The 22,118-nt window shown below is 63.7% G+C and carries 24 protein-coding genes; 13 read left to right on the forward strand and 11 right to left on the reverse strand.

Annotated features, from left to right (window positions below; genetic code table 11):
* Window positions 1-220 precede the first annotated feature (220 nt).
* The 8 genes from NKJ15_RS21135 to atzF are packed head-to-tail and all read left to right on the forward strand — an operon-like array spanning window position 221 to window position 8,492.
* Window positions 221-1,348: a BMP family ABC transporter substrate-binding protein gene (locus tag NKJ15_RS21135; protein ID WP_352473233.1), complete on the forward strand. Its 1,128-nt coding sequence runs from the start codon at window positions 221-223 to the stop codon at window positions 1,346-1,348.
* Window positions 1,349-1,366: 18 nt separating this feature from the next.
* Window positions 1,367-2,491: an ABC transporter permease gene (locus tag NKJ15_RS21140; RefSeq protein ID WP_352817297.1), complete on the forward strand. Its 1,125-nt coding sequence runs from the start codon at window positions 1,367-1,369 to the stop codon at window positions 2,489-2,491.
* Window positions 2,491-3,417, forward strand: a complete 927-nt coding sequence (locus NKJ15_RS21145) for an ABC transporter permease (protein WP_352817299.1) — start codon at window positions 2,491-2,493, stop codon at window positions 3,415-3,417. Before NKJ15_RS21140 ends, NKJ15_RS21145 begins: the two co-directional genes overlap by 1 nt.
* 14 nt (window positions 3,418-3,431) lie before the next feature.
* Window positions 3,432-4,133, forward strand: a complete 702-nt coding sequence (gene biuH, locus NKJ15_RS21150; protein ID WP_352817302.1) for a biuret amidohydrolase — start codon at window positions 3,432-3,434, stop codon at window positions 4,131-4,133.
* Between the two features lie 10 nt (window positions 4,134-4,143).
* Window positions 4,144-5,676 (forward strand): ABC transporter ATP-binding protein, encoded by a 1,533-nt coding sequence (locus NKJ15_RS21155; protein ID WP_352817304.1) that lies wholly within the window; start codon window positions 4,144-4,146, stop codon window positions 5,674-5,676.
* On the forward strand, window positions 5,676-6,344 hold the full coding sequence (locus NKJ15_RS21160) for a cysteine hydrolase family protein (protein ID WP_352817307.1): 669 nt from the start codon (window positions 5,676-5,678) through the stop codon (window positions 6,342-6,344). The genes NKJ15_RS21155 and NKJ15_RS21160 overlap by 1 nt, the downstream gene beginning before the upstream one ends.
* Complete coding sequence (locus NKJ15_RS21165; protein WP_352501326.1) at window positions 6,337-6,687, forward strand: cupin domain-containing protein; 351 nt, start codon at window positions 6,337-6,339, stop codon at window positions 6,685-6,687. Before NKJ15_RS21160 ends, NKJ15_RS21165 begins: the two co-directional genes overlap by 8 nt.
* Window positions 6,684-8,492: an allophanate hydrolase gene (gene atzF, locus NKJ15_RS21170; protein WP_352817309.1), complete on the forward strand. Its 1,809-nt coding sequence runs from the start codon at window positions 6,684-6,686 to the stop codon at window positions 8,490-8,492. Before NKJ15_RS21165 ends, atzF begins: the two co-directional genes overlap by 4 nt.
* A 5-nt stretch (window positions 8,493-8,497) precedes the next feature.
* On the opposite strand, the gene NKJ15_RS21175 is transcribed toward atzF, so the two are convergent.
* Both NKJ15_RS21175 and NKJ15_RS21180 read right to left on the reverse strand, forming a co-directional pair.
* Complete coding sequence (locus NKJ15_RS21175; RefSeq protein WP_352817313.1) at window positions 8,498-9,055, reverse strand: cytochrome c; 558 nt, start codon at window positions 9,053-9,055, stop codon at window positions 8,498-8,500.
* Window positions 9,056-9,072: 17 nt separating this feature from the next.
* Complete coding sequence (locus tag NKJ15_RS21180; RefSeq protein ID WP_352817316.1) at window positions 9,073-9,615, reverse strand: phosphatase PAP2 family protein; 543 nt, start codon at window positions 9,613-9,615, stop codon at window positions 9,073-9,075.
* A 41-nt stretch (window positions 9,616-9,656) separates the two neighbouring features.
* Between NKJ15_RS21180 and NKJ15_RS21185 the strand changes: the two genes are divergently transcribed.
* Window positions 9,657-10,139, forward strand: a complete 483-nt coding sequence (locus NKJ15_RS21185; RefSeq protein WP_352452336.1) for a DUF2127 domain-containing protein — start codon at window positions 9,657-9,659, stop codon at window positions 10,137-10,139.
* A gap of 42 nt (window positions 10,140-10,181) precedes the next feature.
* On the opposite strand, the gene cueR is transcribed toward NKJ15_RS21185, so the two are convergent.
* Window positions 10,182-10,580 (reverse strand): Cu(I)-responsive transcriptional regulator, encoded by a 399-nt coding sequence (gene cueR / locus NKJ15_RS21190; protein ID WP_352473250.1) that lies wholly within the window; start codon window positions 10,578-10,580, stop codon window positions 10,182-10,184.
* A 269-nt stretch (window positions 10,581-10,849) separates the two neighbouring features.
* Here cueR and NKJ15_RS21195 point away from each other — a divergent pair, with 269 nt between their 5' ends.
* Genes NKJ15_RS21195 through NKJ15_RS21205 form a run of 3 tightly spaced genes read left to right on the forward strand, consistent with a single transcriptional unit; the run spans window position 10,850 to window position 13,841 of the window.
* Window positions 10,850-11,914 carry a type III polyketide synthase gene (locus NKJ15_RS21195; RefSeq protein ID WP_352817319.1) on the forward strand — a complete coding sequence of 355 codons (1,065 nt, stop codon included), beginning with the start codon at window positions 10,850-10,852 and terminating at the stop codon, window positions 11,912-11,914.
* The gene (locus NKJ15_RS21200; protein ID WP_352817322.1) at window positions 11,911-12,624 is read left to right on the forward strand and encodes a methyltransferase domain-containing protein; all 714 of its coding nucleotides are present in this window, start codon (window positions 11,911-11,913) and stop codon (window positions 12,622-12,624) included. The genes NKJ15_RS21195 and NKJ15_RS21200 overlap by 4 nt, the downstream gene beginning before the upstream one ends.
* A complete protein-coding gene (locus NKJ15_RS21205; protein ID WP_352817325.1) occupies window positions 12,621-13,841 on the forward strand; it encodes an NAD(P)/FAD-dependent oxidoreductase in 1,221 nt (406 codons plus the stop codon). The genes NKJ15_RS21200 and NKJ15_RS21205 overlap by 4 nt, the downstream gene beginning before the upstream one ends.
* 383 nt (window positions 13,842-14,224) lie before the next feature.
* Here NKJ15_RS21205 and NKJ15_RS21210 read toward each other — a convergent pair whose 3' ends face one another.
* The 8 genes from NKJ15_RS21210 to NKJ15_RS21245 form a co-directional block, all read right to left on the reverse strand.
* Window positions 14,225-14,791 carry a hypothetical protein gene (locus tag NKJ15_RS21210; RefSeq protein WP_352817327.1) on the reverse strand — a complete coding sequence of 189 codons (567 nt, stop codon included), beginning with the start codon at window positions 14,789-14,791 and terminating at the stop codon, window positions 14,225-14,227.
* On the reverse strand, window positions 14,788-15,567 hold the full coding sequence (locus NKJ15_RS21215) for a DsbA family protein (protein WP_352817330.1): 780 nt from the start codon (window positions 15,565-15,567) through the stop codon (window positions 14,788-14,790). The genes NKJ15_RS21210 and NKJ15_RS21215 overlap by 4 nt, the downstream gene beginning before the upstream one ends.
* 52 nt (window positions 15,568-15,619) lie before the next feature.
* The gene (locus NKJ15_RS21220; protein WP_502906934.1) at window positions 15,620-16,333 is read right to left on the reverse strand and encodes an SCO family protein; all 714 of its coding nucleotides are present in this window, start codon (window positions 16,331-16,333) and stop codon (window positions 15,620-15,622) included.
* Window positions 16,334-16,336: 3 nt separating this feature from the next.
* Entirely contained in the window at window positions 16,337-16,876 is a 540-nt protein-coding gene (locus tag NKJ15_RS21225; RefSeq protein ID WP_352817332.1) for a TlpA family protein disulfide reductase, read from the reverse strand.
* A 7-nt stretch (window positions 16,877-16,883) separates the two neighbouring features.
* The gene (locus NKJ15_RS21230; RefSeq protein WP_352817335.1) at window positions 16,884-17,324 is read right to left on the reverse strand and encodes a DUF411 domain-containing protein; all 441 of its coding nucleotides are present in this window, start codon (window positions 17,322-17,324) and stop codon (window positions 16,884-16,886) included.
* Between the two features lie 28 nt (window positions 17,325-17,352).
* Window positions 17,353-18,789: a multicopper oxidase family protein gene (locus NKJ15_RS21235; RefSeq protein ID WP_352817337.1), complete on the reverse strand. Its 1,437-nt coding sequence runs from the start codon at window positions 18,787-18,789 to the stop codon at window positions 17,353-17,355.
* A 125-nt stretch (window positions 18,790-18,914) separates the two neighbouring features.
* Window positions 18,915-19,298 (reverse strand): hypothetical protein, encoded by a 384-nt coding sequence (locus NKJ15_RS21240; protein WP_352817339.1) that lies wholly within the window; start codon window positions 19,296-19,298, stop codon window positions 18,915-18,917.
* 99 nt (window positions 19,299-19,397) lie between these two features.
* Entirely contained in the window at window positions 19,398-19,811 is a 414-nt protein-coding gene (locus NKJ15_RS21245) for a MerR family transcriptional regulator (RefSeq protein WP_352817341.1), read from the reverse strand.
* A gap of 76 nt (window positions 19,812-19,887) precedes the next feature.
* Here NKJ15_RS21245 and NKJ15_RS21250 point away from each other — a divergent pair, with 76 nt between their 5' ends.
* Entirely contained in the window at window positions 19,888-22,089 is a 2,202-nt protein-coding gene (locus NKJ15_RS21250; protein ID WP_352817344.1) for a heavy metal translocating P-type ATPase, read from the forward strand.
* Window positions 22,090-22,118 lie beyond the last annotated feature (29 nt).

The raw sequence follows: 22,118 nt of genomic DNA on the forward strand, positions 1-22,118 counted from the left end.
TCCTCCGCATCTCTGTATGCCTATGTTTTAGCCTTCATGTCAAATTGGCGATTTTGGAGGCAAAAAGTGTATGCAATTGCTCCGGCTTTGTGCAGCCAACATCGGCACACTCATTGATATTGCTGAATAAATCTCATTTCCGAAACTGGCATGCTGATTGCATACACTTCTTTCATTGAGGTGTTAACCGGCCCCAAAGGCCCCACAGAGGGAGCATTCAATGTCCGAGAGATTCATGCTTAGCCGCCGCGACCTGCTCAAGACCTCCGCCGCCGGAGCGGCGCTCGGCCTTGCGTCCGCATCGTTTCCGATCAGCAGGGCCTTCGCCGCGACGGCCACCGTCGGCTTCATCTATGTCGGGCCAAAGGACGATTACGGCTATAACCAGGCGCATGCCGAAGGCGCCGCCACGCTGAAGGGGATCGAAGGAATTTCCGTCGTCGAGGAGGAGAACGTGCCGGAGACGGTCGACGTCCAGAAGACGATGGAATCGATGATCAATCTCGACGGTGCGTCGCTGATCTTCCCGACCTCGTTCGGCTATTTCGATCCGCACATGCTCGCCATGTGCGCGAAATTCCCCGACGTGCAGTTCCGCCATTGCGGTGGCATGTGGAACAAGGACAAGCATCCGATGAATGCCGGTTCCTATTTCGGCTATATCGGCATGGGCCAGTATCTGAACGGCGTCGTCGCCGGTCACACCAGCAAAACCAAGAAGCTCGGCTTCGTCGCGGCAAAGCCGATCCCGCAGGTGCTGCTCAACATCAATTCCTTCCTGCTCGGCGCGCGCTCCGTCGACCCGACCATCACCTGCCAGGTGATCTTCACCGGCGAGTGGTCGCTGGCGGTCAAGGAGGCCGAGGCCACCAATGCACTGGTCGACCAGGGTGCCGACGTCATCACCTGCCATGTCGACAGCCCCAAGGTGGTGGTCGAGACGGCGGCCGGGCGTGGCGCCTTCGTCTGCGGCTATCATGCCAACCAGAGCCCGCTGGCGCCGGAAAAATACCTGACCGGCGCGGAATGGAACTGGGCCAAGGTCTACAAGATGTTCGTCGACGATCTGGTGGCCGGCACGCCGCTGCCCAATTTCACGCGCGGCGGCCTGGCCGACGGCTTCGTCAAGATGAGCCCGCTCGGCCCCGCTGTCGGCGAGGCCGCCCGCAAGCAGTTCGACGGCACGCTGGCCGAAATGATGAAAGGCGGCTTTTCCGTCATCAAGGGTCCGCTGAAGAGCAACAAGGGCGTCGTCGTCGCGACCGAAGGCCAGGCCTTCGCCGAGACCGCGCTCGAACTCGAAAGCATGGACTACCTGGTCGAGGGCGTCGTCGGTTCGACCGCCTGAACCGGATCGGAGACGGCCATGGCAGACACGGTCAGCACTGCGAGCGCACCGGCGCTGTTTGGCGCCAGGAATTATCCGGCGGCGCTCGAATGGGCGGCGCGGCGGGCGGAAGCCTTCGTCATACCGCTCGCGGCGCTGATCGTCGGCATGGCGCTGTTCAGCGTGTTCATCGCGCTGGTCGGCAAATCGCCGGTGCAACTCTACGAGACGATGTGGCGCGGCGGCTTCGGCTCGTGGTTCTCGATCCAGAACTCGCTGTCGCGGGCAGCACCGCTTTTACTGGCAGCGCTCTGCGTGGCGCTGCCGGCCCGGCTCGGCCTCGTCGTCATCGGCGGCGAAGGCGCGATCGTGCTGGGCGGCGTTGCCGCCGCCGCCATCGGCGTCGCGGCGAATGGCGCGCCGGCTTTTGTGGTCATCCTGCTGATGGGCGTGGCGGGCGCGGTCGCCGGCGGCATCTGGATAGGTGCCGTCGGCGCACTGCGCCACTACCGCGCCGTCAACGAAACCATCTCCAGTCTGCTGATGGCCTATATCGCCATCGCGCTGATGAACCATCTGGTCGAAGGGCCGCTGCGCGATCCGGCTTCGCTCAACAAACCCTCGACCGAGCCGCTGGCGGATGCCTACCGCATCGGCAACATTCCAGGCATGGACGTGCACTGGGGCCTGGTCGTCGGCATTCTCGCCTGCCTCCTGTCCTGGCTGTTGATCGAAAAGACGCGCTGGGGGTTTGCCGCCCGCATTGCCGGCGGCAATGTCAGGGCAGCTCAGGTGCAAGGGCTTGCCGTCGGGCCGCTGATCGTCGGCTTCACCGGGCTGGCCGGCGGCTTCGCCGGGCTGGCCGGCATGCTGGAGGTCGGCGCCGTGCAAGGCAGCGCCAACGCCTCGCTCGCCGCCGGCTATGGCTATACCGGCATCCTCGTCGCCTTCCTCGCTCGCCACAATCCGCTCGCCATCATCCCGGTCGCTTTCCTGCTCGGCGGTATCGGCGCTTCCGGCGGGCTGATCCAGCGCCGCATGGACCTGCCCGACGCCACCGTGCTGGTGCTGCAAGGCATGCTCTTCGTCGTCATCCTGTTCAGCGAAACCTTTTACGGCCGCTTCAAGGTCTTCAATCCCGATCTGTGGAAGAGAGGCTCCTGATGGACGCGACCGAGATCGGCCTGTGGGGCGTGCCGCTCGCCATTCTCGGCGGCGCCATCCGCGTTTCGACGCCCTTCATCTTCGTCTCGCTCGGCGAAGCCATCACCGAACGCTCCGGCCGCATCAATCTTGGCCTCGAAGGCACGCTGGTCTTCGGTGCGATGACTGCCTACGCCGTCGCGGTGATGACCGGCTCGCCATGGCTCGGCGTGCTGGCTGCCGCCGGTGCCGGTCTTTGCTTCGGCCTGTTCCACGGCTGGATCTGCAAATTCCGCGGGGTTAACGACATCGCCATCGGCATCGCGCTGATGCTGTTCGGCTCCGGTCTCGCCTTCTTCTTCGGCAAGCCGTTTATCCAGCCCTCGGCACCAGACCTGCCGGCCATCGCCTTCGGTGGCTGGTCGGATATCCCGCAGGTGCAGGCGGCGCTCAACGTCAACATCCTGTTCCTGATTGGTGCCGCACTTGCCGTGTTCCTATGGTGGGCGTTCCGCAACACCCGCGCCGGCCTGATCGTGCGCGTCGTCGGCGACAGCTCCGATGCGGCGCGCGCCATGGGCCTCAATCCCAACATCGTGCGCCTGCTTGCGACAGGTGTCGGCGGTGCGCTCGCCGGCATCGGCGGCGCCTATCTGTCGCTCTATTATCCCGGCAGCTGGACCGAACGCATCTCGTCGGGGCAGGGCCTGATGGCGGTGGCGCTGGTCATCTTCGCGCGCTGGAATCCGCTCGGCTGCTTTGCCGCGGCACTATTGTTCGGCGGTGCGGGAGCGCTAGGCCCGGCGTTGCAATCGGTCGGGGTCACGCAGGGCTACTACCTCTTCTACGCCGCGCCTTACATCCTCACGCTCATCATCATGATCGCCACCTCGTCGCCGAGCCGCTCGCTTGTCGGCGCGCCGGGCGAATTGTCGATCACCAAATGACTGGAGTTTTTCCGATGAACGCCAGAGCCGAGATCACCCAGCGCTACATCGACGCCGACCCTTATCCATGGCCTTATAATGGCGAGCTCCGGCCGGACAATACGACACTGATCATCATCGACATGCAGACCGATTTCTGCGGGCCGGGCGGCTATGTCGATCATATGGGCTACGATCTTTCGCTGGTGCGGGCGCCGATCGAGCCGATCAAGTCGGTGCTCGCAGCCATGCGGGCCAAGGGCTACACCATAATCCACACGCGCGAGGGCCACCGGCCCGATCTCGCCGACCTGCCGGCCAACAAGCGCTGGCGTTCGCGCCGCATCAATGCCGGCATCGGCGACCCCGGACCTTCCGGGCGCATCCTGGTGCGCGGCGAACCCGGCTGGGACATCATCCCCGACCTCTATCCGGCGGCGGGCGAACCGATCATCGACAAGCCGGGCAAGGGCTCGTTCTGCGCCACCGACCTCGAGCTGATCCTGCGCCAGCGCGGCATCGAAAACATCGTGTTGACCGGCATCACCACCGATGTCTGCGTCCACACGACGATGCGCGAGGCCAACGATCGCGGCTTTGAATGCGTCATGCTGGAGGATTGCTGCGGCGCGACCGATTACGGCAACCATCTCGCGGCGATCAAGATGATCAAGATGCAGGGCGGCGTGTTCGGCGCGGTGTCGAATTCGGCATCCTTCGTCGCGCAGCTGCCGTGAGGACACGATCTTGAGCGGAAGCATCGGCAAGAAAGCCGTCGGCGTCGAGACCATCGGCATGACCATGCGCTTCGGCGCTTTCACCGCGCTGGACGACGTCTCGATCAAGGTGCCGGCGGGATCGTTCCATGCGCTGCTCGGCGAAAACGGCGCCGGCAAGTCGACGCTGGTCAAATGCATGACGGGTTTTTACCATCCGACCGCCGGCGACATGCTGGTCGATGGCCGCGAGGTCGCGATCGCCAGTCCGAAGGATGCCTCGGCGCTCGGGCTCGGCATGGTCTACCAGCACTTTACCCTGGTCCCGTCGCTGACCGGTGCGGAAAACCTGGTCATTTCGCGCGAGAAGGTGCCCGGCGTCATCGACTGGCGCAAGGAGCGCGCCGCACTTGCGCAATTCATGCAGCGTATGCCGTTCAAGCTGCCGCTCGACGTCAAGGTGGCGGAACTTGCGGCCGGCGAGAAGCAGAAGCTCGAAATCATCAAGCAGCTCTATCTCGGCCGCAGTTTCCTGGTGCTCGACGAGCCGACTTCGGTGCTCACTCCCGGCGAGGCACACGAAGTGCTTGGCCTGGTGCGCGACATGACCAGGACCGGCGACCTCACCGTGCTGATGATCTCGCATAAATTCCACGAGGTGACGGCCTTTGCCGACGATATCACCGTGCTGCGCAAGGGCAGGCTGACCGGAACCGGAAAGGTCTCCGAACTTTCCCACAAGCAGATGGCGGCGATGATGATCGGCGACCAACCGATCGCCGCACTCGACAGCCGCGCCCCGGTGCCGGCCGGCGCCAGACAGGTGCTGACGGTAAAGTCGCTGAAGGCGCCCGACCGCACCGGTTTGAAAACCATCGACATCGGCGAACTCGATGTGAAATCGGGTGAGATCGTCGGCGTTGCCGGCATCTCCGGCAACGGCCAGAAGGAGTTTCTCGAAGTCCTTGCCGGACAGCGGGCGCGCAATGGCGGCGACGTTCTGGTGAAAGGCTCGCCCTACGGCGCCAGCCGCAGCGAGGCGCGCACGCTCAATGTCCGCTTCATTCCGGAGGAGCCGTTGCGCAATGCCTGCGCACCGAAGATGACGGTGGCGGAAAACATGGCCTTCCGGACCTTCGACCTCAACGAGGCCGGCAAGCCGGTCAACTGGATCAGGGTGAGTGCGATCAGGGACTACGCGGCCCGCCTGGTCGAACAGTTCAAGGTCAAGACGGCCTCGCTCGCTTCGCCGATTTCGTCGCTGTCAGGCGGCAATGTGCAGCGCGCCGTGCTGGCGCGCGAGCTGACCGGCGAGGTCGATTTGCTCATCGTGTCCAATCCCTGCTTCGGCCTCGACTTCTCTGCCGTCGCCGAAATCCGCGCCCGCATCATGAAGGCGCGCAACGCCGGTGCCGCCGTGCTTTTGATGTCGGAGGACCTTGATGAGCTGCTTGAGCTCTCGGACCGCATCTTCGTCATGTCGGATGGCGCGCTGGTCTATGAAACGCCGATCGCGCAGGCGAGCGTGCAGACGATCGGCGAGCACATGGCGGGACATCATTGATGGCTGGGATCGACGCACTGCCGTTTCCGTTTGTGTTCAAGCCTGAGGCGATGGCGCTGGTCGTCATCGACATGCAGCGCGACTTTGCCGAACCTGGCGGCTTCGGCGCCAGCCTCGGCAATGACGTCAGCCGGGTCACGGCGATTGTGCCGACGGTGAAGAGGCTGATCGAGGGGTTTCGCGCCGCTGGCTTGCCGGTGATCCACACGATGGAGTGCCACAAGGCAGACCTTTCGGATCTGCCGCCGGCCAAGCGCAATCGCGGCAATCCGTCGATCAGGATCGGCGATGTCGGGCCAATGGGTCGTGTGCTGATCGTCGGGGAGCCGGGAACGGCGATCCTCGATGAACTTGCCCCACTGCCTGGCGAGATCGTCATCGAAAAACCCGGCAAGGGCGCGTTCTATGCCACCAGCTTCGGCGACGACCTCAAGCGGCTCGGCGCACAGCAGCTAGTCTTTGCCGGGGTGACGACGGAGGTCTGTGTGCAGACGACGATGCGCGAGGCCAACGACCGCGGCTATGAATGCCTTCTGGCGGAGGATGCCACTGAGAGCTATTTTCCGGAGTTCAAGGCGGCAGCCCTTGCCATGATCAGGGCGCAGGGCGCCATCGTCGGCTGGACGGCAACGACGGACCAGGTGCTCGAGGGACTTTCCAATGCCTAACGTCGCATACGCGGCTCTCATCCAAGGGGGCTGGCGTGATCTGCCATTCGAGCATTTTCGCGAAGGCATCACAGTGCATTGGCTGCTCAAGGGTGGGCCGATGGAACCGTCGGTCGCCATCCTGAACTACCGGGCTGGCGCCAGCGTGCCGCGTCATCGCCATGCCGGGCTGGAGACGATCATCGTGCTGGAAGGCACGCAGAGCGACGAGAACGGCGATCATGCCGCGGGCAGCGTGATCCTGAACCCGGTCGGAACCGAGCATTCGGTGTGGACCAAGGATGGCTGCGTCGTGCTCATCCAGTGGAACCTGCCGGTAGTCATTCTGGGCGAGGCCAAATGAGCGAAATCCGCTTCGACATAGCGAGCCTGCACGTTGCCTATCAGGCCGGCGTCGGCATTGGCGAGGTGATCGATGTGGTCCATGCGCGGCTCGCGGCGGCCGATGACCCCGGCATCTTCATCCATCTGGCGAGCAGGGCGGAGTTGCTTGCCGAGGCGGAAAAGCTCGGCCCGTTCGATCCCGCGGCAAAGCCGCTGTGGGGCGTGCCGTTCGCGGTCAAGGACAACATCGATGTTGCCGGCATGCCGACCACGGCGGGTTGTGCGGAATATGCCTACTTGCCGGCGAAAGACGCCACCGTCGTCGCGCGGCTCAAGGCCGCCGGCGCGCTGGTTGTCGGCAAGACCAATCTCGACCAGTTCGCCACCGGCCTGGTCGGCGTTCGCACGCCCTATCCAATCCCGAGGAATGCGATCGACCCGAAACTGGTGCCGGGCGGTTCCTCGTGCGGCTCGGCCGTGGCGACGGCGCGCGGCATCGTCTCCTTCGCGCTCGGCACCGATACCGCCGGTTCGGGGCGCATACCCGCCGGCCTCAACAACATCGTCGGGCTGAAGCCGAGCGTCGGCGCGCTATCAGCCGCCGGCGTCGTGCCGGCCTGCCGGACGCTCGACTGCGTCTCGGTCTTCGCGCTCACCGTCGATGACGCCTATCACGTGTTCGAGGCGGCGGCGGCAAAGGACGACGCCGATCCCTATTCGCGTGACCTCTGCATTCAGGCTCTTGCCGCGCGCCCGCCGGTGCTGACTGTCGGCGTGCCGGCCAGGGCGGACTGGACCTTCTTCGGCGACGAGGCGATGCAGGCGGGTTTCGAGGCCGCTCTTGCCTCGCTGGAGACGCTGGGCTGCCGGCTGGTCGAAATCCCGTTCGGTGATTTCTACGCCACCGCCACTCTGCTCTACGAAGGCGCCTGGGTGGCCGAGCGTTACGCCGCGATCAGGGACTTCATGGATGCCAACGAGGCCGCCATGCATCCGGTGACGCGGCAGATCATCGGCGGTGCGCGAAAACTTTCCGCTGCGGACGCTTTCAAGGGGCTCTATGCCCTGCAAGGCTATAAGGCCAAGCTTGCGCCGGTCATCGCCTCGGTCGACGTTTTCTGCGTGCCGACCGCGCCGACGCACTACACAGTCGAAGCGGTGCTGGCCGATCCGATCGTCACCAACAGCCGGCTCGGCACCTACACCAACTTCGTCAATCTGCTCGACATGTGCGGCATTGCCGTGCCGAGCGGAACCCGCAGCGACGGTCTGCCGATGAGCGTCACCTTGCTTGCCGCGGCGGGCAAGGACCACCTGACTGCGTCGCTTGCGCGCGATGTCCATGCGGCAAGCGGCCTTGCGCTTGGTGCTATCGGCTGGCCGCAGCCGCAGCGCGGCGATGTTCTGGCGGGCGTGGATGAAGGCACGATCGAGCTGGCCGTGGTCGGCGCGCATCTGTCGGGGATGGCGCTGAACGGCCAGCTGCAGCAGCTCGGCGCAATGTTCGCCCGGGCTGCAAGAACGGCGCCGCTCTACCGGCTTTACGCGCTCGCCGGCCAGTCGGTGCCGCGACCGGGGCTCGAACGCATCTGCAACGGCAAGGGGACAGCGATCGAGGTCGAAGTCTGGCGGCTCTCGCCGCAAGCCTTCGGCCGTTTTGTTGCCGCGATCCCGCCGCCGCTAGGCATCGGCACGCTTCTGCTTGATGACGGAACTTCGCCGAAAGGCTTCCTCGTCGAAAGTGCCGGTCTCACCGATGCAAAGGAGATTTCGCATTTCGGCGGCTGGCGCAATTTCATGGCGGGTCAGCTGCAGCGAAGCTGACGCTATCACTCGACCTTTTGCCTAAACTTCGAATGGCAGCTCGAGCAATCCTGCAAGATGAGATGCAGGAGGTGCTCCGCCGGCAATTTAGTGGGATCGGCTTCCGCGAGTGATGGTCGCTTGCCAAGCAGGCTGCCACCGCCCATCGCCAGGCCGGAACCCATTCTCATGTCGTCGGTGATGCGCGGCGGCGCCCGCTCGGCGTCGGAGGCCAAGGCGCTGGCCAGCGTCCCGATGTGGCGAGCCAGCTCTTCGAACTCCGCGCGGGCGGGGTCGATATCCGGCCTGGCGCCTGAAGGCGCGCCCAATGTCGCGCTGGGGAATTCGGCAATCAGGGCAGGGCCGGTGCGGGCGCGGATGGTCTCGGCCGCCGCCTTGAAGGCCGCGGCGTCGTACGCCTGCTTGCCGTCGAACATCCCAGCGATCGCCTTTGCCGCCGCGGCCATTTCCTTCATCGAGGCCTGGCGAGCCTGGATGACCGCATCACGACCCGAATGGGCGGCGGCGAGCACGACAGAGACGCAGGCAAGCGACAGGACCGCTATGATAGCTGCTCGTCTCATCGTTGGCACATAAGGAGCTAGAGAATTCTTGTGACCAGACTGTCCAGTCGGGAGTTCTCGCGATAGGCAAATCGGACCACAACGGCACCTAAGACGCCAGTGGTGGCACCGCCTATCACGTCGGTGAGATAGTGGGTGCCGATATAAATTCTCGACCAGCAGATCAGCAATGCCATGATGGAGAGGGCCAGCGTCCGGCGCGGCAGACCTTGCATTGCAAGAGCCGCAACAACCGCAAAGCTGGCTGTCGCGTGGTCGGAGGGAAACGACCAGTCGGCGCTGGGCGCAATCAGCAGATGCGTCACGCCGGCATCGTAGGGCCGCAGCCGGTGGACGAATAGCAAAATGAACTGATTGATCGCCAGACCGAGCAGGAACGCCAAGCCGGCGGACAAGGCAGCATGGCGCACATGGTAGCGGTCGGCCTTTGCCCGCCATTGCAGGGCAACAGCCAGCACCATCAGCGGAACGCCGATTTGTGAGACGACGATCATTGCCTTATCAAGAAAAGGGCTGATCCCGGCTGCCGCGTTGATCCAGTGGGTTAGAGCTGCATCCATCGTTTCTCGTTTCCGCTGTTGTCGATCGCAAGGTGAATTTCGTGAAAGCAGTAGACGAACGCCGCATCCATCAGATTTTCGAGCTCAGCATCTGGCTTAAAGGGGCGCATGCCCTGATCGAATGCGTGGGCGGGATCCTGCTTTATGTCGTCACCACCGACGCCATTGCCTCCTGGGTCAATACATTCACCCAAGAGGAATTGATCGAAGATCCGAACGATTTCATAGCTGGCTATCTGTCGCAGATGGCAAGCCACTTTTCCGTCGCCAGCAAGGAGTTTTATGCCTTCTACCTACTTAGCCACGGCCTGATAAAACTGCTGCTCGTTGTCGGGCTTTTGAGAGGCAAGCTGTGGTCGTATCCGGCATCGCTTGCGGCGCTGGGCGCATTTATGTTCTATCAAGTCTACCGCTACTCCTACACCCATTCGTTCGGCCTGCTTGTCCTGACCGTATTCGATGCTGTCGTCATGGTGCTGATCTGGCATGAATGGAAGGTCGTGCGGCAGCACAAGCCGGCATGACAGCGAAGTTTGCACGTCAGCCGCTCCGATTTTCAATCCACCTCACTGGGCGACGCCTTGTCCTGCCAGCTCGTCGATGATCGGGCAATCCGGCCGCTCGTCGCCGTGGCAGTGACTGACCAATTGGTGAAGCAAGCCGCGCAATCCGACCAGTTCGGCGATCTTCCTGTCGACCTCGACCAGCTTGGCTTTCGCGATCGCCTTCACGTCGGCGCTGTCACGTTCCCTGTCCTGGTACAGCGACAGCAGCTGGCGGCATTCGTCGACCGAAAACCCCAGGCTTCGCGAGCGCTGCAGGAAGCGCAGCCGGTGAATATCGGCCGTCGAGTAATCGCGATAGCCATTGTCTGTCCGGGCCGGGTGCAAGAGCCCGATATCCTCGTAGTAACGGATCGTCTTGGCCGGCAGGCCGGATTTTTCGGATGCGACGCCGATGTTCATGGCGGAAATCTCCTTTATCGGAGGAAATAGACCTTCCAGTAGATGGAAGGTCAACATGATGTGGCGATTTTGGATGCCTGACGCAACCGCCCGCCCGCTCCAACCGTTTGCCTGCCAGCACATACTGAACCTTCGGGAAGAAATCGGTCCTCGGAAACGTTTTTACCGAACAGTGCTCAAAACCCGGTGTTCGACACCGGGTGCCGATGAGCAAAGACCCTCCGGCGCTGGCTCGACGCAACACCGCGCAGACGCCGAGGAGACAGAACATGCCCGTCAAGGCCTATATCAACCGGATCGCGACAGCGGTGCCGGAGTACGAGGTTCATCAATTCTACCTGCGTTTCGCGGCCTCCATGCTCGCGGCCGATCGCCGGAGGATCTTCGAACGCATGGCCGATCTTGCCGGCATCGAGCACCGATATTCCTGCTTTGCGCCGGCGTCCGACCCCGAGGGACCGTCCGCCGACCTGGCCGGAACCTTCATCCGGGGCGCGTTTCCCGGAACGGCGGCGAGAATGGCGATGTTCGACGATGCCGCACCTGTTCTGGCGCAAAAGGGCATCGACGGATTGCAGCTTGGCGACGCTTCCCGCATCACCCATTTGATCGTCACCACCTGCACCGGCTTTTCGGCGCCGGGCATCGATCTCGAGCTGGTTGCGCGTTGCGGGCTGCCGAACGGGATCGAACGCACGATGATCGGATTCATGGGTTGCTATGCGGCGATCAACGGCCTCAAGCTGGCCCGCCACATCGTCCGCTCCGACCCGCAGGCCAAGGTCCTGCTGGTCAATATCGAACTCTGCACGATGCATCTGCGACAGACCACCGAGCTGGAAAAACTGCTGTCGTTCTGCCTTTGGGGCGACGGCTGCGCGGCTGCGCTCATCACTGCCGAGCCGGCCGGCATCGAGCTCGATAGCTTTCACTGTCTGGTGGCGAGGGAACGGCGGGACCTGATGCGCTGGAACATTCGCGACCACGGCTTCGAAATGGTTCTTTCCGGCCAGGTGCCGGCAGCGATTCATGAAGCGTTGCGGAACAGCCAGGCCGCCATCCTCGGAGGCCGATCGGCTAAAGACATCGACCTTTGGGCCGTGCACCCGGGGGGACGTTCGGTTCTCGATGCCGTCGAAAGGGCTCTGGAACTGGAGCCCACTGCGCTGGAACCATCGCGCGAGGTGTTGCGCCAGTATGGGAACATGTCGTCGGCGACCGTCATGTTCGTGATTAAGGAGATGCTGAAGGCGCCACCCGGCCTGCTCGGTTGCGGCATGTCGTTCGGACCCGGGCTGACGGCCGAAACCATGCTCTTTCGAACGGTGTCATGAGCGGCCTGGAGCACCGGCAGCTTGCGCCGGAAATCCTCGACGGACTTGCGGCCGAAGATCCGCGAGCGCTGGCCGCGCGCCGCGACGTTCGGCGCATCAATATGCTAATGTTTCAGGCGCCGATCATGACGTCGTTGCTCAGGAGGTTTGTGCCAAAGCCGCCACGCCGCATTCTGGAGATCGGCGCCGGCGATGGCTCCTTCATGCTGGCGGTGGCGCGGCGCGTGGCCAGGCATTGGCCCGGGGTCGAACTGGTGATGCTCGACCGCGTCGGCCTCCTCACCGCGCAATTGCGCGGCGATTTTGACCGGCTGGGATGGAAGGCGGAAGGCGTCACCGCCGATGTCTTCGACTGGGCAGGAAAGATCGAGGGCGCGCGGTTCGACGCCGTCACCGTCAATCTGTTTCTGCATCATCTCGACGATGCGCAACTCGTGCGTCTGTTTTCGCTGATCGGGCCGAAAGCCCCGTTGCTCATTGCGACAGAGCCGCTGCGGGCGAAACTGCCGCTGGCCGCGACCCGTCTTCTGCCGGCAATCGGCGCCAACGACGTCACACGAAACGATGCGGCGCAAAGCGTGCGTGCCGGCTTTCGCGGCAGCGAGCTTTCCCGTCTCTGGCTTGCGGCGAACGGCAAACCGGTCGAGGAACGACGCGCCGGCCTGTTTTCCCACATTTTCGTCGGCGCCAGCGCCGGCAACGACCCATGACGGGATTGTCGACCCATGACGCGATCATCATAGGCGCCGGCCCGGCGGGCACATCCGTCGCGCTCACGCTGGCCCGGCGCGGATGGGCCGTGGCAATTGTGGAGAAGAGTGCGTTTCCACGCCGCAAGGTCTGCGGCGAATACATCTCGGCAAGCAATCTTGCGCTTCTCGACCGGCTCGGGATCGGCGATGCCTGGCGTACCAATGCCGGCCCCGAAATCCGCCGCGTCGGTTTGTTTTCCGGGGAGACCTGTGTCGAGGCGGCAATGCCACGTGCAGGAGCTGGGCCTCGTGGGAAAGACAGCTTCGGCCGGGCGCTCGGCCGGGACATTCTCGACTCTCTGCTTTTGCAAGCGGCGCGATCGGCGGGTGTCGAAATCTTTCAACCTTGCCGCGCCGTCGCCATCGAGCCGGACGGTGAGATGCGAAGGGTGCGAATTCAGGCCGGGGATGAAGCGGCGATATTGCGAGCGCCGGTGATTGTCGCCGCACACGGCTCGTGGGAACCGGGACCATTGCCCAGCCAGCTCGCAAAGGCCAATCGCCCGTCGGACCTGCTCGGCTTCAAGGCGCATTTCACCGGGTCGTCCCTGCCGCCGGATTTGATGCCTCTGCTGGCCTTCCCCGGCGGCTATGGCGGCATGGTTTCGGCGGATCATGGCCGGTTGTCGATCTCGTGCTGCATCCGGCGCGATATGCTCGCGCGGCTGCGTAAACAATATGGCCCCAAACAACGGAGCCACGTGTCGGCCGCCGATGCGGTCTCGCGCCATCTCGTGGACTCGTGCCGAGGCGTCAGGAACGCCTTGGAACCGGCTCTCCTCGACGGTCCGTGGCTTGCCGCAGGTCCGATCCGGCCGGGAATTCGCTCGTGCTACGAAGAGGACATCTTCCGCGTCGGCAATGCAGCCGGAGAGTCTCATCCTGTCATCGCCGAGGGCATCTCGATGGCGCTTCAGTCCGGCTGGCTGCTGGCTCGCGAACTCGCATGCGCGCCAAGTGGCCGAGCAGGGCGCGAGGCTGCCGCCAGACGCTACGAGGCGGCCTGGAAAAGACTGTTTTCGACACGGGTCTACGCCGCCGCGGCCGTTGCCGGAATTGCCCTTCGCCCCGGCAGCGCCACCTTGATGGCGGCGATCGTCCGGAATTTCCCGCAGACACTGACGCTGGGCGCGCAACTGAGCGGCAAGACCAAGCCGGTTCCCGGCTTCGTCTGACAGGGATTGGCAGCGGCTGCTCCCTTCCCCTCGGAAATTGCCATCGCATAGTCGTATGCTTGACGGTGTCTACGGCTTCAGGTTCGCAGGTATTTGACCAGGGCTGCAATCGCGAGCAAGAGGGCGACGAACACCAGGACCCAGACGAGCGCCATGCCGCCCATCATCCACGTACCCATTGGACCATTCATCATTGCAATCACCTTGCTGTCAGTGAAAGCCCGCCTTAGTCGGTAAGCATCGGCGATTGCGCAGGGAATTAGCTCGCCGTGGATTTCGGTCAAGACGACGAGGAAACCCGATCGGCCGCCCTGTCGCCCTTGTCCCGGCAACCGGAAGTATCTTGTCCTGCCAACCGGAGTGTCGACCACGTCCTGGTCGTCTTACATACCTCCGCCGCAGCCGTCTGAGAGATCCCAGACATCGACGACCTGCTTGCCGGTGAAACCGTGCTCACGGATCAGGAACTTCGCCAGCCCGCCATACACTTTCCAGCGCCAGCATTGGCAGCAGCATGGGCCTTTCTCGTTGGAATTAGCCATCGCATAGTCGTAAGCCTGCTGCTCGTCGCCGGAGAGCTTCACATCGTAGTAGGGCATCATCTTCTGTGCGATGCCGGCCTGAATATCGTACGGATCGCTTGGGATCATCGCGATGTCGCGGTACCTGGCCAGGCCGCTCACCTGCTCGGCATAGCGCTTCATCTCCATCGGGCTGCAGCACGAGCCCGTGATCCGCGACATCGCCGGCATGGTCGCGATCGACTCGGTGAACTTGGCCGAACACGTGCTGTTGCCGTTCTGGCTGAGATATTTGAAACGGCGCAGCAGATCGGCATCCCCATCGGCCATCGCCAGATCCGGCCCCTTGAGGAAGCTCAGGACCGCGGCGGCGCAAAAGGCGCCGCCCAGAACAACCGTCCGTCGGTTTAGGTAGCATATTCGGCTCATTTGCTGCTCCTCGCCTGCTGGATCAGTTTCTTCATCGTTGCCAGGTCGGTCGCGCCGGGGAAAATCTGCTCGCCAACGACGAAGCTTGGCGTTCCGCTGATCTTCAGCGCCTGTGCCAGTTGCGTATTCCGGTCGATCGACGCCTGGATGTCGGGCCGCTGCATGTCGGTCTTCAGTTTAGCCACGTCGAGCCCGACGTTGGCAGCGACCTTCAGCACGACCGTTTCGGTCACCCGCGTCTTCACCGCATACAGGGCCTTGTGGAATGCCAGGTATTTGCCCTGGCGCTTTGCGGCGAGAGCCGCCTTGGCAGCAAATACGGAATCCGTGCTGAGGATCGGGAATTCCTTGTAGACGACCTTAAGATGCGGATCGTCGGCCATTGCTTGCGCCATGATCGGCGCAACCTGCCGGCAATAGGGGCAGTTGTAGTCGAAGAACTCGACCATGGTGACGTCGCCTTCGGCGTTGCCGCCGACCGGGCTCGCCGGGTCCCGGAAAATCTCGTCCGCCTTGGCCGCCAGGGCGGCTTTCGCCTCTTTTGCCGCAGCCTCGCGCTGGCGGGCGTCGAGGCTCTGCAGCGCCTCCATGACGACTTCGGGATGCGCGAGGATATAATCGTGGATACGCTGGTCGAACTGGTCCTGGGACATCTCGCGCGCGGCGATCGCCTGATTGTGGAGACCGAGCGCGAGCCACATCGTCGCGCCGGCCAGCATGACGGCACGGGCCATTTTGCCGACGGCTCCGCTCAATGGATTGGACTTGTGGGCCACAGGCTTCTCCCTCCCTCTGTTTCGCCGGACCGCCGGCACGTGCGAATGGTGCTCAGAACATGTCCTTGATTTTCGCCCACCATCCCGTTTCCTGATCATGGTGCGGGCGCTCGACATTGTTGGTGAGCGCATTGACGAAGGTGACGAGATTGACGGACGCGAAATCCAGGCCATGGAAATTCGCCCGCCAGCGGCCCTCCTTGTCGATCACATGGGTGACGATGCCATGCATCTGATAGCCGTCATCGGTCAGCGTGAACTTGTGGCCGAAGGCCTCCGCCAGTCTGCGGGTCGCATCCTCCGGCTGATCCTCGGTCGTGGTCAGGAAGAGCCAATTGACGGGATCGAGCCCGTGCGCCGACCCGTAGGAGTGCAGCACGTCGGGCGTGTCTTTCTTTGGATCGGTGGTGATGCTGACAAAGGTGACCTGATTCTTCATCGGCGTGCCGTTCACCATGTTTTGGACATCGGCGATCTTCTCGGCATGCAGGGGACACACATCCGGGCACGACGTGTAGATGAAGTGGAGGACGACCACCTTGCCGCGCAGATCCGCCGTTCGCACGACACGCCCATCGGCGGTGCGCAGTGTGAAATCAGGCGCCGGCTTGTCGATCTGCTGGAAATATTTCTCATCGCTTTGCAGCATGGCGTCGACATCGTCGAGTGAGTGCGCCCGCGCACCGTAGACGAAGCCCGCGACCAGTGCTGCGAGCGCGACCAGCAGCACACGCATCCATCCTTTCCAGCTCGATTGGATGTGCATCGGTCACTTCCTTTCCGGGTTGGCGGCGATGCGGCCGCGGAGGAAGTCGACCATGTCGGGCGCGTCCCATTCGGCCGGCCCAATCAACCGGCCGATTTCCTTGCCGTCGCGGTCGATCAGCAGGGTCATCGGAAGGCCGACAGCGCCGAGCGTGAACATCGCCTTCGCGGAACTGTCGATGTTGAGGGCGAGGTGTGTGACCCCGATCTCGCCATAGAACATTTTGACGGCGTCAGGTCCGGCACGGTCCATCGACAGCGCGACGACCTCGAAATCCGGACCGCCGAGCTTGGCCTGCAGACGATCGAGCGTCGGCATCTCCTTGCGGCAGGGCGCGCACCATGTCGCCCAGACGTTAAGCAGCACGACCTTGCCGTGGAAATCCGCAAGCATTTTCGGCTTGCCATTGCCATCCTCGAAGCTGATTTCCGGCACCGGGACGGGCGCCTCGTGAACGGCAAAGTTCTGCGGCGGCTCAGCGGCTGATACCGGCCACGAAAACGCCAGCAGCATGCCAACCAGGACCATGGCTAGTTTGCTCACAATGTCCTCACTCGGTCGCGTAGACGGTGGGCGCCTTGCCGTCTTTGGTGAAGGCGTAGACGACGAAGGGGCCTTGCTTCTCGCCACCCATGCCTGGGGCGCCGGCCGGCATGCCGGCGAGCGTTATGCCGGTGATGGCAGGGCGCTCGGTCAAAAGCTTCTTGACGATCTCGACCGGTACCAGGCCATCGACGATATAGCCGTCGACCATCAGCGTGTGGCAGCCTTCGAGGTCGGCCGGCACGCCGGCATCGCTGCTGATCTGGGAGAGATTGTTGACCGACTTGATGTCGACCTTAAAGCCGTTGTGCCCGAGATAGTTGGCGTAGGACTCGCAGCAGCTGCATTGCGGGTTCTTGTACATGACGGCGTTGATCGTTGCGGCGAAGGCGGGCAGCGGCGTTGCGATCAGCAGGGACAGTGCGGCAAGGCGGTAGGTCAGTTTCATTGCAGTTCTCCTTGATTGGATAAAAGTTTCAGGTCACACGGAACGCCGTCATCAGGCCGGCCATCTGGTGATCGGCGACATGGCAGTGCAGCATCCAGTCGCCCGGATTGTCGGCGACGAAGGCGCATTCGATCACATCCTTGGGGGCGAGCAGCACAGTGTCCTGCCATTGGCGGTGCGGCACCGGCGAACCGTTGCGCGAGATGACCGACAGGCTGAAGCCGTGGACATGCATCGGGTGCCACCAGGCGGTTTCGTTGCGCATGGTGAGATGGCAGGTCACACCGCGTTTCAGCGTGAACTGCGGCGCCATGCCGGCATGGCCGTCGCCGGTCATCGACATGCCGTTGATCGCCCAGGCCGCACCGCCGTTCATGCCCATCATCCCCATGCCCATCATGCCGCCGACGCCCTTGAGCTTGCCGCCGCCCATCATGCCGCCCTGCAGCACGATTTCCTGGCGCTCGGCGCCAGCGAGGTCGGGCTGGGGCAAGGGGTTGCGCGGCAGGCCGACAGGCGTGTCGAGCGGATGGGTTCTCAGCGGCGGCGCTGCGTCATAGGCGAGTGTGGTCAGGGTGTAGGCAAGGCCGTCGTAGAAATCGTCGATCACCGCGTGGCGGCTGCCGGGGTGGCCCTGCATGTCGAGCACGATGTCGATGCGCATGGCGGGCGCCAGCACCAGGCGACCACCCTCCGGTTCATGCGGATCGCAGGGCTGGCCGTCGATGGCGACGACGACCGGACGGTGGCCTTCGAAGCGCAGCGCCATCATGCGGGCAAGCGAGGCATTGGCGAGCCGCAGCCTGACGCGCTCGCCGGCCTTCACGCTCCGATCGCCTGGCCCCGTGCCGTTGACGGTGACGACATTGCCGACGCGGCCCGACATCGACGCATCCATGGCGCTGCCGAAGCCGCCGGCGATCTGCCCATTGGCCGCAAGCCGCCAGTCCTGCAGCAGCCACAGAATGTCACGGTCGACGGCGACCGGCTCGACCTCCTCAACGACCAGTGCGCCGGCAAGGCCTCGGCCGAGCTGGACCAGGCTGTCGGCGTGCGGATGGTACCAGAAGGTGCCGGCGTCCGGCGGTGTGAACTCATAGACGAAATTTTGCCCCGGCCCGATCGGCTTCTGGGTCAGGCCCGGCACGCCGTCCATGGCGTTTGCCAGGCGAATGCCGTGCCAGTGGACGGTCGTATCCTCGTCGAGACCGTTCTCGACAGTGATGCGGACCGGCTGGCCTTGCCGCAGGCGCAGTGTCGGGCCGGGAATTGTGCCGTCATAGGCCCATACCGCGGTTTGCGGGCCACCTGCGTCGATTAACCGGGCATGGGCCGGCGTGACCTTGATACGGCGCTCATCAACTGCGGCTGCCGGCGCCGGGCGCATCGACGTCGAGACGGCGACGCCCGCCGCCGCAAGCAGGAACCCGCGGCGCGACAGGAAAAGACTGGAATTGCTATTCACCCTTACGTTCCTTGCGATCTCGATCGACGGCGAGCGTCGACTGATTGCTTGTCCGCGCCCGTCGCGCATCAACGCGAGCGGGCGACCGGACGCCGGACATCAGCCGTGGGACGGCTGAAACGGCGTCAGACGAGAGCGCTGGCTCTGGGAGGGTATGGGTCGGGCAGGGAACTTCGCCCGTGCAGGAACGGCGCCGGCAGCGGCGATATTTGCGACGGCAGCGGGATTGCCGCCATGTCGAGCTTCTGCGGCAGCAACGCAAGCGCCGGGGCAATGCAGGTCGGCGGGCAGTATATCCCCTTGCCGTCACCGCCGGCACCCTTGAGGCACCCCTTGCAGTCACCCTTCATGGCGGCATCGGCCATCTTGTCCATGCCGGGCCCCGCGGGCATGGTCATGCCATCGCCGGCAGCCATGCCGGCCGTCATCGTTGCCGACATGATGCTGGCCTGTGCACCGGACAGGCTGAGCCCCACGGTCAGGAAGACCGCGAGCAGCGTGACAAGCATGTGTTTTGGCGACAGCCGAGCCAACATCTGCTCAGGCTGACCGCAAAGTACGGTTTTTGCAAGTGCCAATGCTGTGACATAGCGACCAAGGGGACCCAATCAGTGCCGGGCATGCTCGCATTTATCGTGATCCGCCAGCACCTCGATGACACGGCATTCGCAGACTTTTCCGTGCCGGCAGCCTTCGACCATATGCTCCAGCTCGGCTTTCAATGCTGTAAGGCTGCGTATCCGCTGAACCACGTCGGCCAGACGCGCCTGGGCAATGACGTCGGCGGTCGCACAAGGCTGGCTGGGATTATCCTGCAGCGTCAGCAGCGCCCTGATGGCTTCGATCCCGAACCCCAACTCGCGCGCGTGCCTGATGAAGGCGAGCCGGCGCAAGTCTGCCGCTTCATACTGCCGGCGATTGGCTTCGCTGCGGGCAGCGGCAGGAACCAACTCTATCTGCTCATAGTAGCGGATGGTTGGAACCTTCACGCCGCTGTATCGGGCCGCTTCACCGATGGTCATACCTGCTGGCATTTTCGCTTGCTCCTCTAGTCGCTAGAGGATGTAGCGTCGCGCTCGAAGATACAAGAGGTTCACCATGGCTGCGACCAAACACCAGACCCGCTACCGCGTGGAAGGCGTGGAGTGCGCCGGTTGCGCCAGCAAAATCGATACGGCCGTGCGGCGGATGCCTGGTGTTCAGGACATCAACGTATCCGTTTCGGCGGGCACTCTGACGGTCACTCATACTCCCGAAAGCAATCTCGGCGCGATCGAGAGGAAGGTCACCGGCCTCGGCTACGCCGTCGCTCCGCTGACCTCCAAGTCTGGGACGCCGGCGTCCGATCAATCCGCCGACAACCATGCCGACGGAAGGCGCAATCACGACGAGAACGTAGCGGGGTTACATGATAACGATGATGCGCCGGCGTCGGAGCTATGGTGGGACAGCGCCAAGGGCCGCCTGGCCATCGCCAGCGGGGTCGCCTTGGCCGTGGCTTTCGCGATTGATTGCGCCTGGCCCGCGACCGGCCCGTGGGCCTTCATCGCCGCAATGCTGCTCGGCCTGGCTCCGATCGCGCGCCGAGCGGCCATGGCCGCAGCCGCAGGCATTCCGTTCACAATCGAAATGCTGATGACTGTGGCGGCGGCCGGGGCCGTCAGCATCGGTGCCGGCGAGGAAGCGGCGACGGTGGTCTTCTTGTTCCTCATCGGCGAGTTGCTCGAAGGGGTTGCGGCCGGCAAGGCACGGTCCAGTATTCAAGCGCTCACGGTCCTCGTTCCCAAAACCGCGTTCGTCGAGAAAGGCGGCCAGACCCGCGAGGTGCCGGCAGAAAGCCTGGCTGTGGGCGCCATCATCCTCGTGCGGCCGGGCGACCGGATTCCGGCTGACGGCGAGATCACCCAAGGCGGGAGCGCCATCGATGAATCACCCGTCTCCGGTGAAAGCGTGCCGGTGCGCAAGGACGTCGGCGACACGGTCTTTGCCGGCACTATCAACGGCGACGGCGTGCTGCGCGTCAAGGTGACGGCGACCGCCGCAGACAACACGATTGCACGCGTGATCAAGCTGGTCGAGGAGGCGCAGGAAAACAAGGCGCCGACCGAGCGCTTCATCGATTGCTTTTCGCGCTGGTACATGCCCGGCGTTGTCGCCGTCGCGGCGCTTGTGGCCGCCACACCGCCGCTGCTCTTGGGCGGCGATTGGAACGAATGGATATACAAGGGGCTGGCGCTGCTGCTCATCGGCTGCCCGTGCGCGCTGGTCATTTCAGTTCCGGCGGCGATCGCGGCGTCGCTTTCGGCCGGAGCCCGGCGCGGCCTGCTGATGAAAGGTGGGGCGGTGCTGGAAGGGCTCGCGACCATCAACGCCGTGGCGCTCGACAAGACCGGCACGCTGACGCTCGGCAAGCCACAGGTCACCGATGTCGTTGCGGTGGGTGCCAGTGAACGCGACATCCTTTCGCTCGCGGCAGCGCTTGAGATCGGCTCGAGCCATCCCCTCGCTTTGGCCATCCTCCAAAGGGCCAAAGCCGGCAACATTCCCGTGCCGCCTGCCGCCGAAGCCAAAGCGATCGGCGGTAAAGGGGTTATCGGTCGTGTCGGCGGCAAGAACCTGTTTCTGGGCTCGCCAGTCGCGGCGGGCGAGATAAACCTGCTGCCAGCAGACCAGGCGGCACGCATCGTGGCATTGAACGATGAAGGCAAGTCAGTGGCGGTGCTGCTTGTAGACAACGCGCTGGCCGGCTTCATTGCCATGCGCGACGAACCCCGGCCGGATGCTTTCGCCGGTCTAAAGGCGCTGACCAATGCAGGCATCAGGACAGTCATGCTAACCGGCGACAATAAGCGCACGGCGGCTGCCATCGGCAAACAGCTCGGCATCGAGGTGCGCGCCGAACTGCTCCCTGAGGACAAGCAGCGCATCCTCGGCGAGTTGAAGGGGCAGGGGCTTAGGGTAGCCAAGGTCGGCGACGGCATCAACGATGCGCCGGCACTTGCCGCGGCCGATGTCGGCATTGCCATGGGCGGCGGCACCGATGTGGCTCTTGAAACGGCTGACGCAGCGGTGCTGCATGGACGCGTCGGCGACGTTGCGGCCATGATCAGGCTGTCCCAAGCAACCATGGCCAACATCAAGCAGAACGTCACCATTGCGTTGGGCCTGAAGGCAGTGTTCCTGGTGACGACGATCGCCGGCATCACCGGCCTCTGGCCCGCCATTCTCGCGGACACCGGGGCGACGGTGTTGGTGACGGCCAATGCCATGCGGCTGTTGCGTTGGAAGAGCAGCTGGTAAGAGCGACAACGGCATCGTGTTAGGACAGA

This window comes from Mesorhizobium sp. M0207, assembly GCF_040321995.1.
Taxonomy (GTDB): domain Bacteria; phylum Pseudomonadota; class Alphaproteobacteria; order Rhizobiales; family Rhizobiaceae; genus Mesorhizobium.

Coding starts and splice junctions, on each gene's coding strand:
- NKJ15_RS21135 (WP_352473233.1), top strand. CDS start 221: ATGTCCGAGAGATTCATGCTTAGCCGCCGCGACCTGCTCAAGACCTCC.
- NKJ15_RS21140 (WP_352817297.1), top strand. CDS start 1,367: ATGGCAGACACGGTCAGCACTGCGAGCGCACCGGCGCTGTTTGGCGCC.
- NKJ15_RS21145 (WP_352817299.1), top strand. CDS start 2,491: ATGGACGCGACCGAGATCGGCCTGTGGGGCGTGCCGCTCGCCATTCTC.
- biuH (WP_352817302.1), top strand. CDS start 3,432: ATGAACGCCAGAGCCGAGATCACCCAGCGCTACATCGACGCCGACCCT.
- NKJ15_RS21160 (WP_352817307.1), top strand. CDS start 5,676: ATGGCTGGGATCGACGCACTGCCGTTTCCGTTTGTGTTCAAGCCTGAG.
- NKJ15_RS21165 (WP_352501326.1), top strand. CDS start 6,337: ATGCCTAACGTCGCATACGCGGCTCTCATCCAAGGGGGCTGGCGTGAT.
- atzF (WP_352817309.1), top strand. CDS start 6,684: ATGAGCGAAATCCGCTTCGACATAGCGAGCCTGCACGTTGCCTATCAG.
- NKJ15_RS21175 (WP_352817313.1), bottom strand. CDS start 9,055: ATGAGACGAGCAGCTATCATAGCGGTCCTGTCGCTTGCCTGCGTCTCT.
- NKJ15_RS21180 (WP_352817316.1), bottom strand. CDS start 9,615: ATGGATGCAGCTCTAACCCACTGGATCAACGCGGCAGCCGGGATCAGC.
- cueR (WP_352473250.1), bottom strand. CDS start 10,580: ATGAACATCGGCGTCGCATCCGAAAAATCCGGCCTGCCGGCCAAGACG.
- NKJ15_RS21195 (WP_352817319.1), top strand. CDS start 10,850: ATGCCCGTCAAGGCCTATATCAACCGGATCGCGACAGCGGTGCCGGAG.
- NKJ15_RS21200 (WP_352817322.1), top strand. CDS start 11,911: ATGAGCGGCCTGGAGCACCGGCAGCTTGCGCCGGAAATCCTCGACGGA.
- NKJ15_RS21205 (WP_352817325.1), top strand. CDS start 12,621: ATGACGGGATTGTCGACCCATGACGCGATCATCATAGGCGCCGGCCCG.
- NKJ15_RS21210 (WP_352817327.1), bottom strand. CDS start 14,791: ATGAGCCGAATATGCTACCTAAACCGACGGACGGTTGTTCTGGGCGGC.
- NKJ15_RS21220 (WP_502906934.1), bottom strand. CDS start 16,333: ATGCACATCCAATCGAGCTGGAAAGGATGGATGCGTGTGCTGCTGGTC.
- NKJ15_RS21230 (WP_352817335.1), bottom strand. CDS start 17,324: ATGAAACTGACCTACCGCCTTGCCGCACTGTCCCTGCTGATCGCAACG.
- NKJ15_RS21240 (WP_352817339.1), bottom strand. CDS start 19,298: ATGCTTGTCACGCTGCTCGCGGTCTTCCTGACCGTGGGGCTCAGCCTG.
- NKJ15_RS21245 (WP_352817341.1), bottom strand. CDS start 19,811: ATGACCATCGGTGAAGCGGCCCGATACAGCGGCGTGAAGGTTCCAACC.
- NKJ15_RS21250 (WP_352817344.1), top strand. CDS start 19,888: ATGGCTGCGACCAAACACCAGACCCGCTACCGCGTGGAAGGCGTGGAG.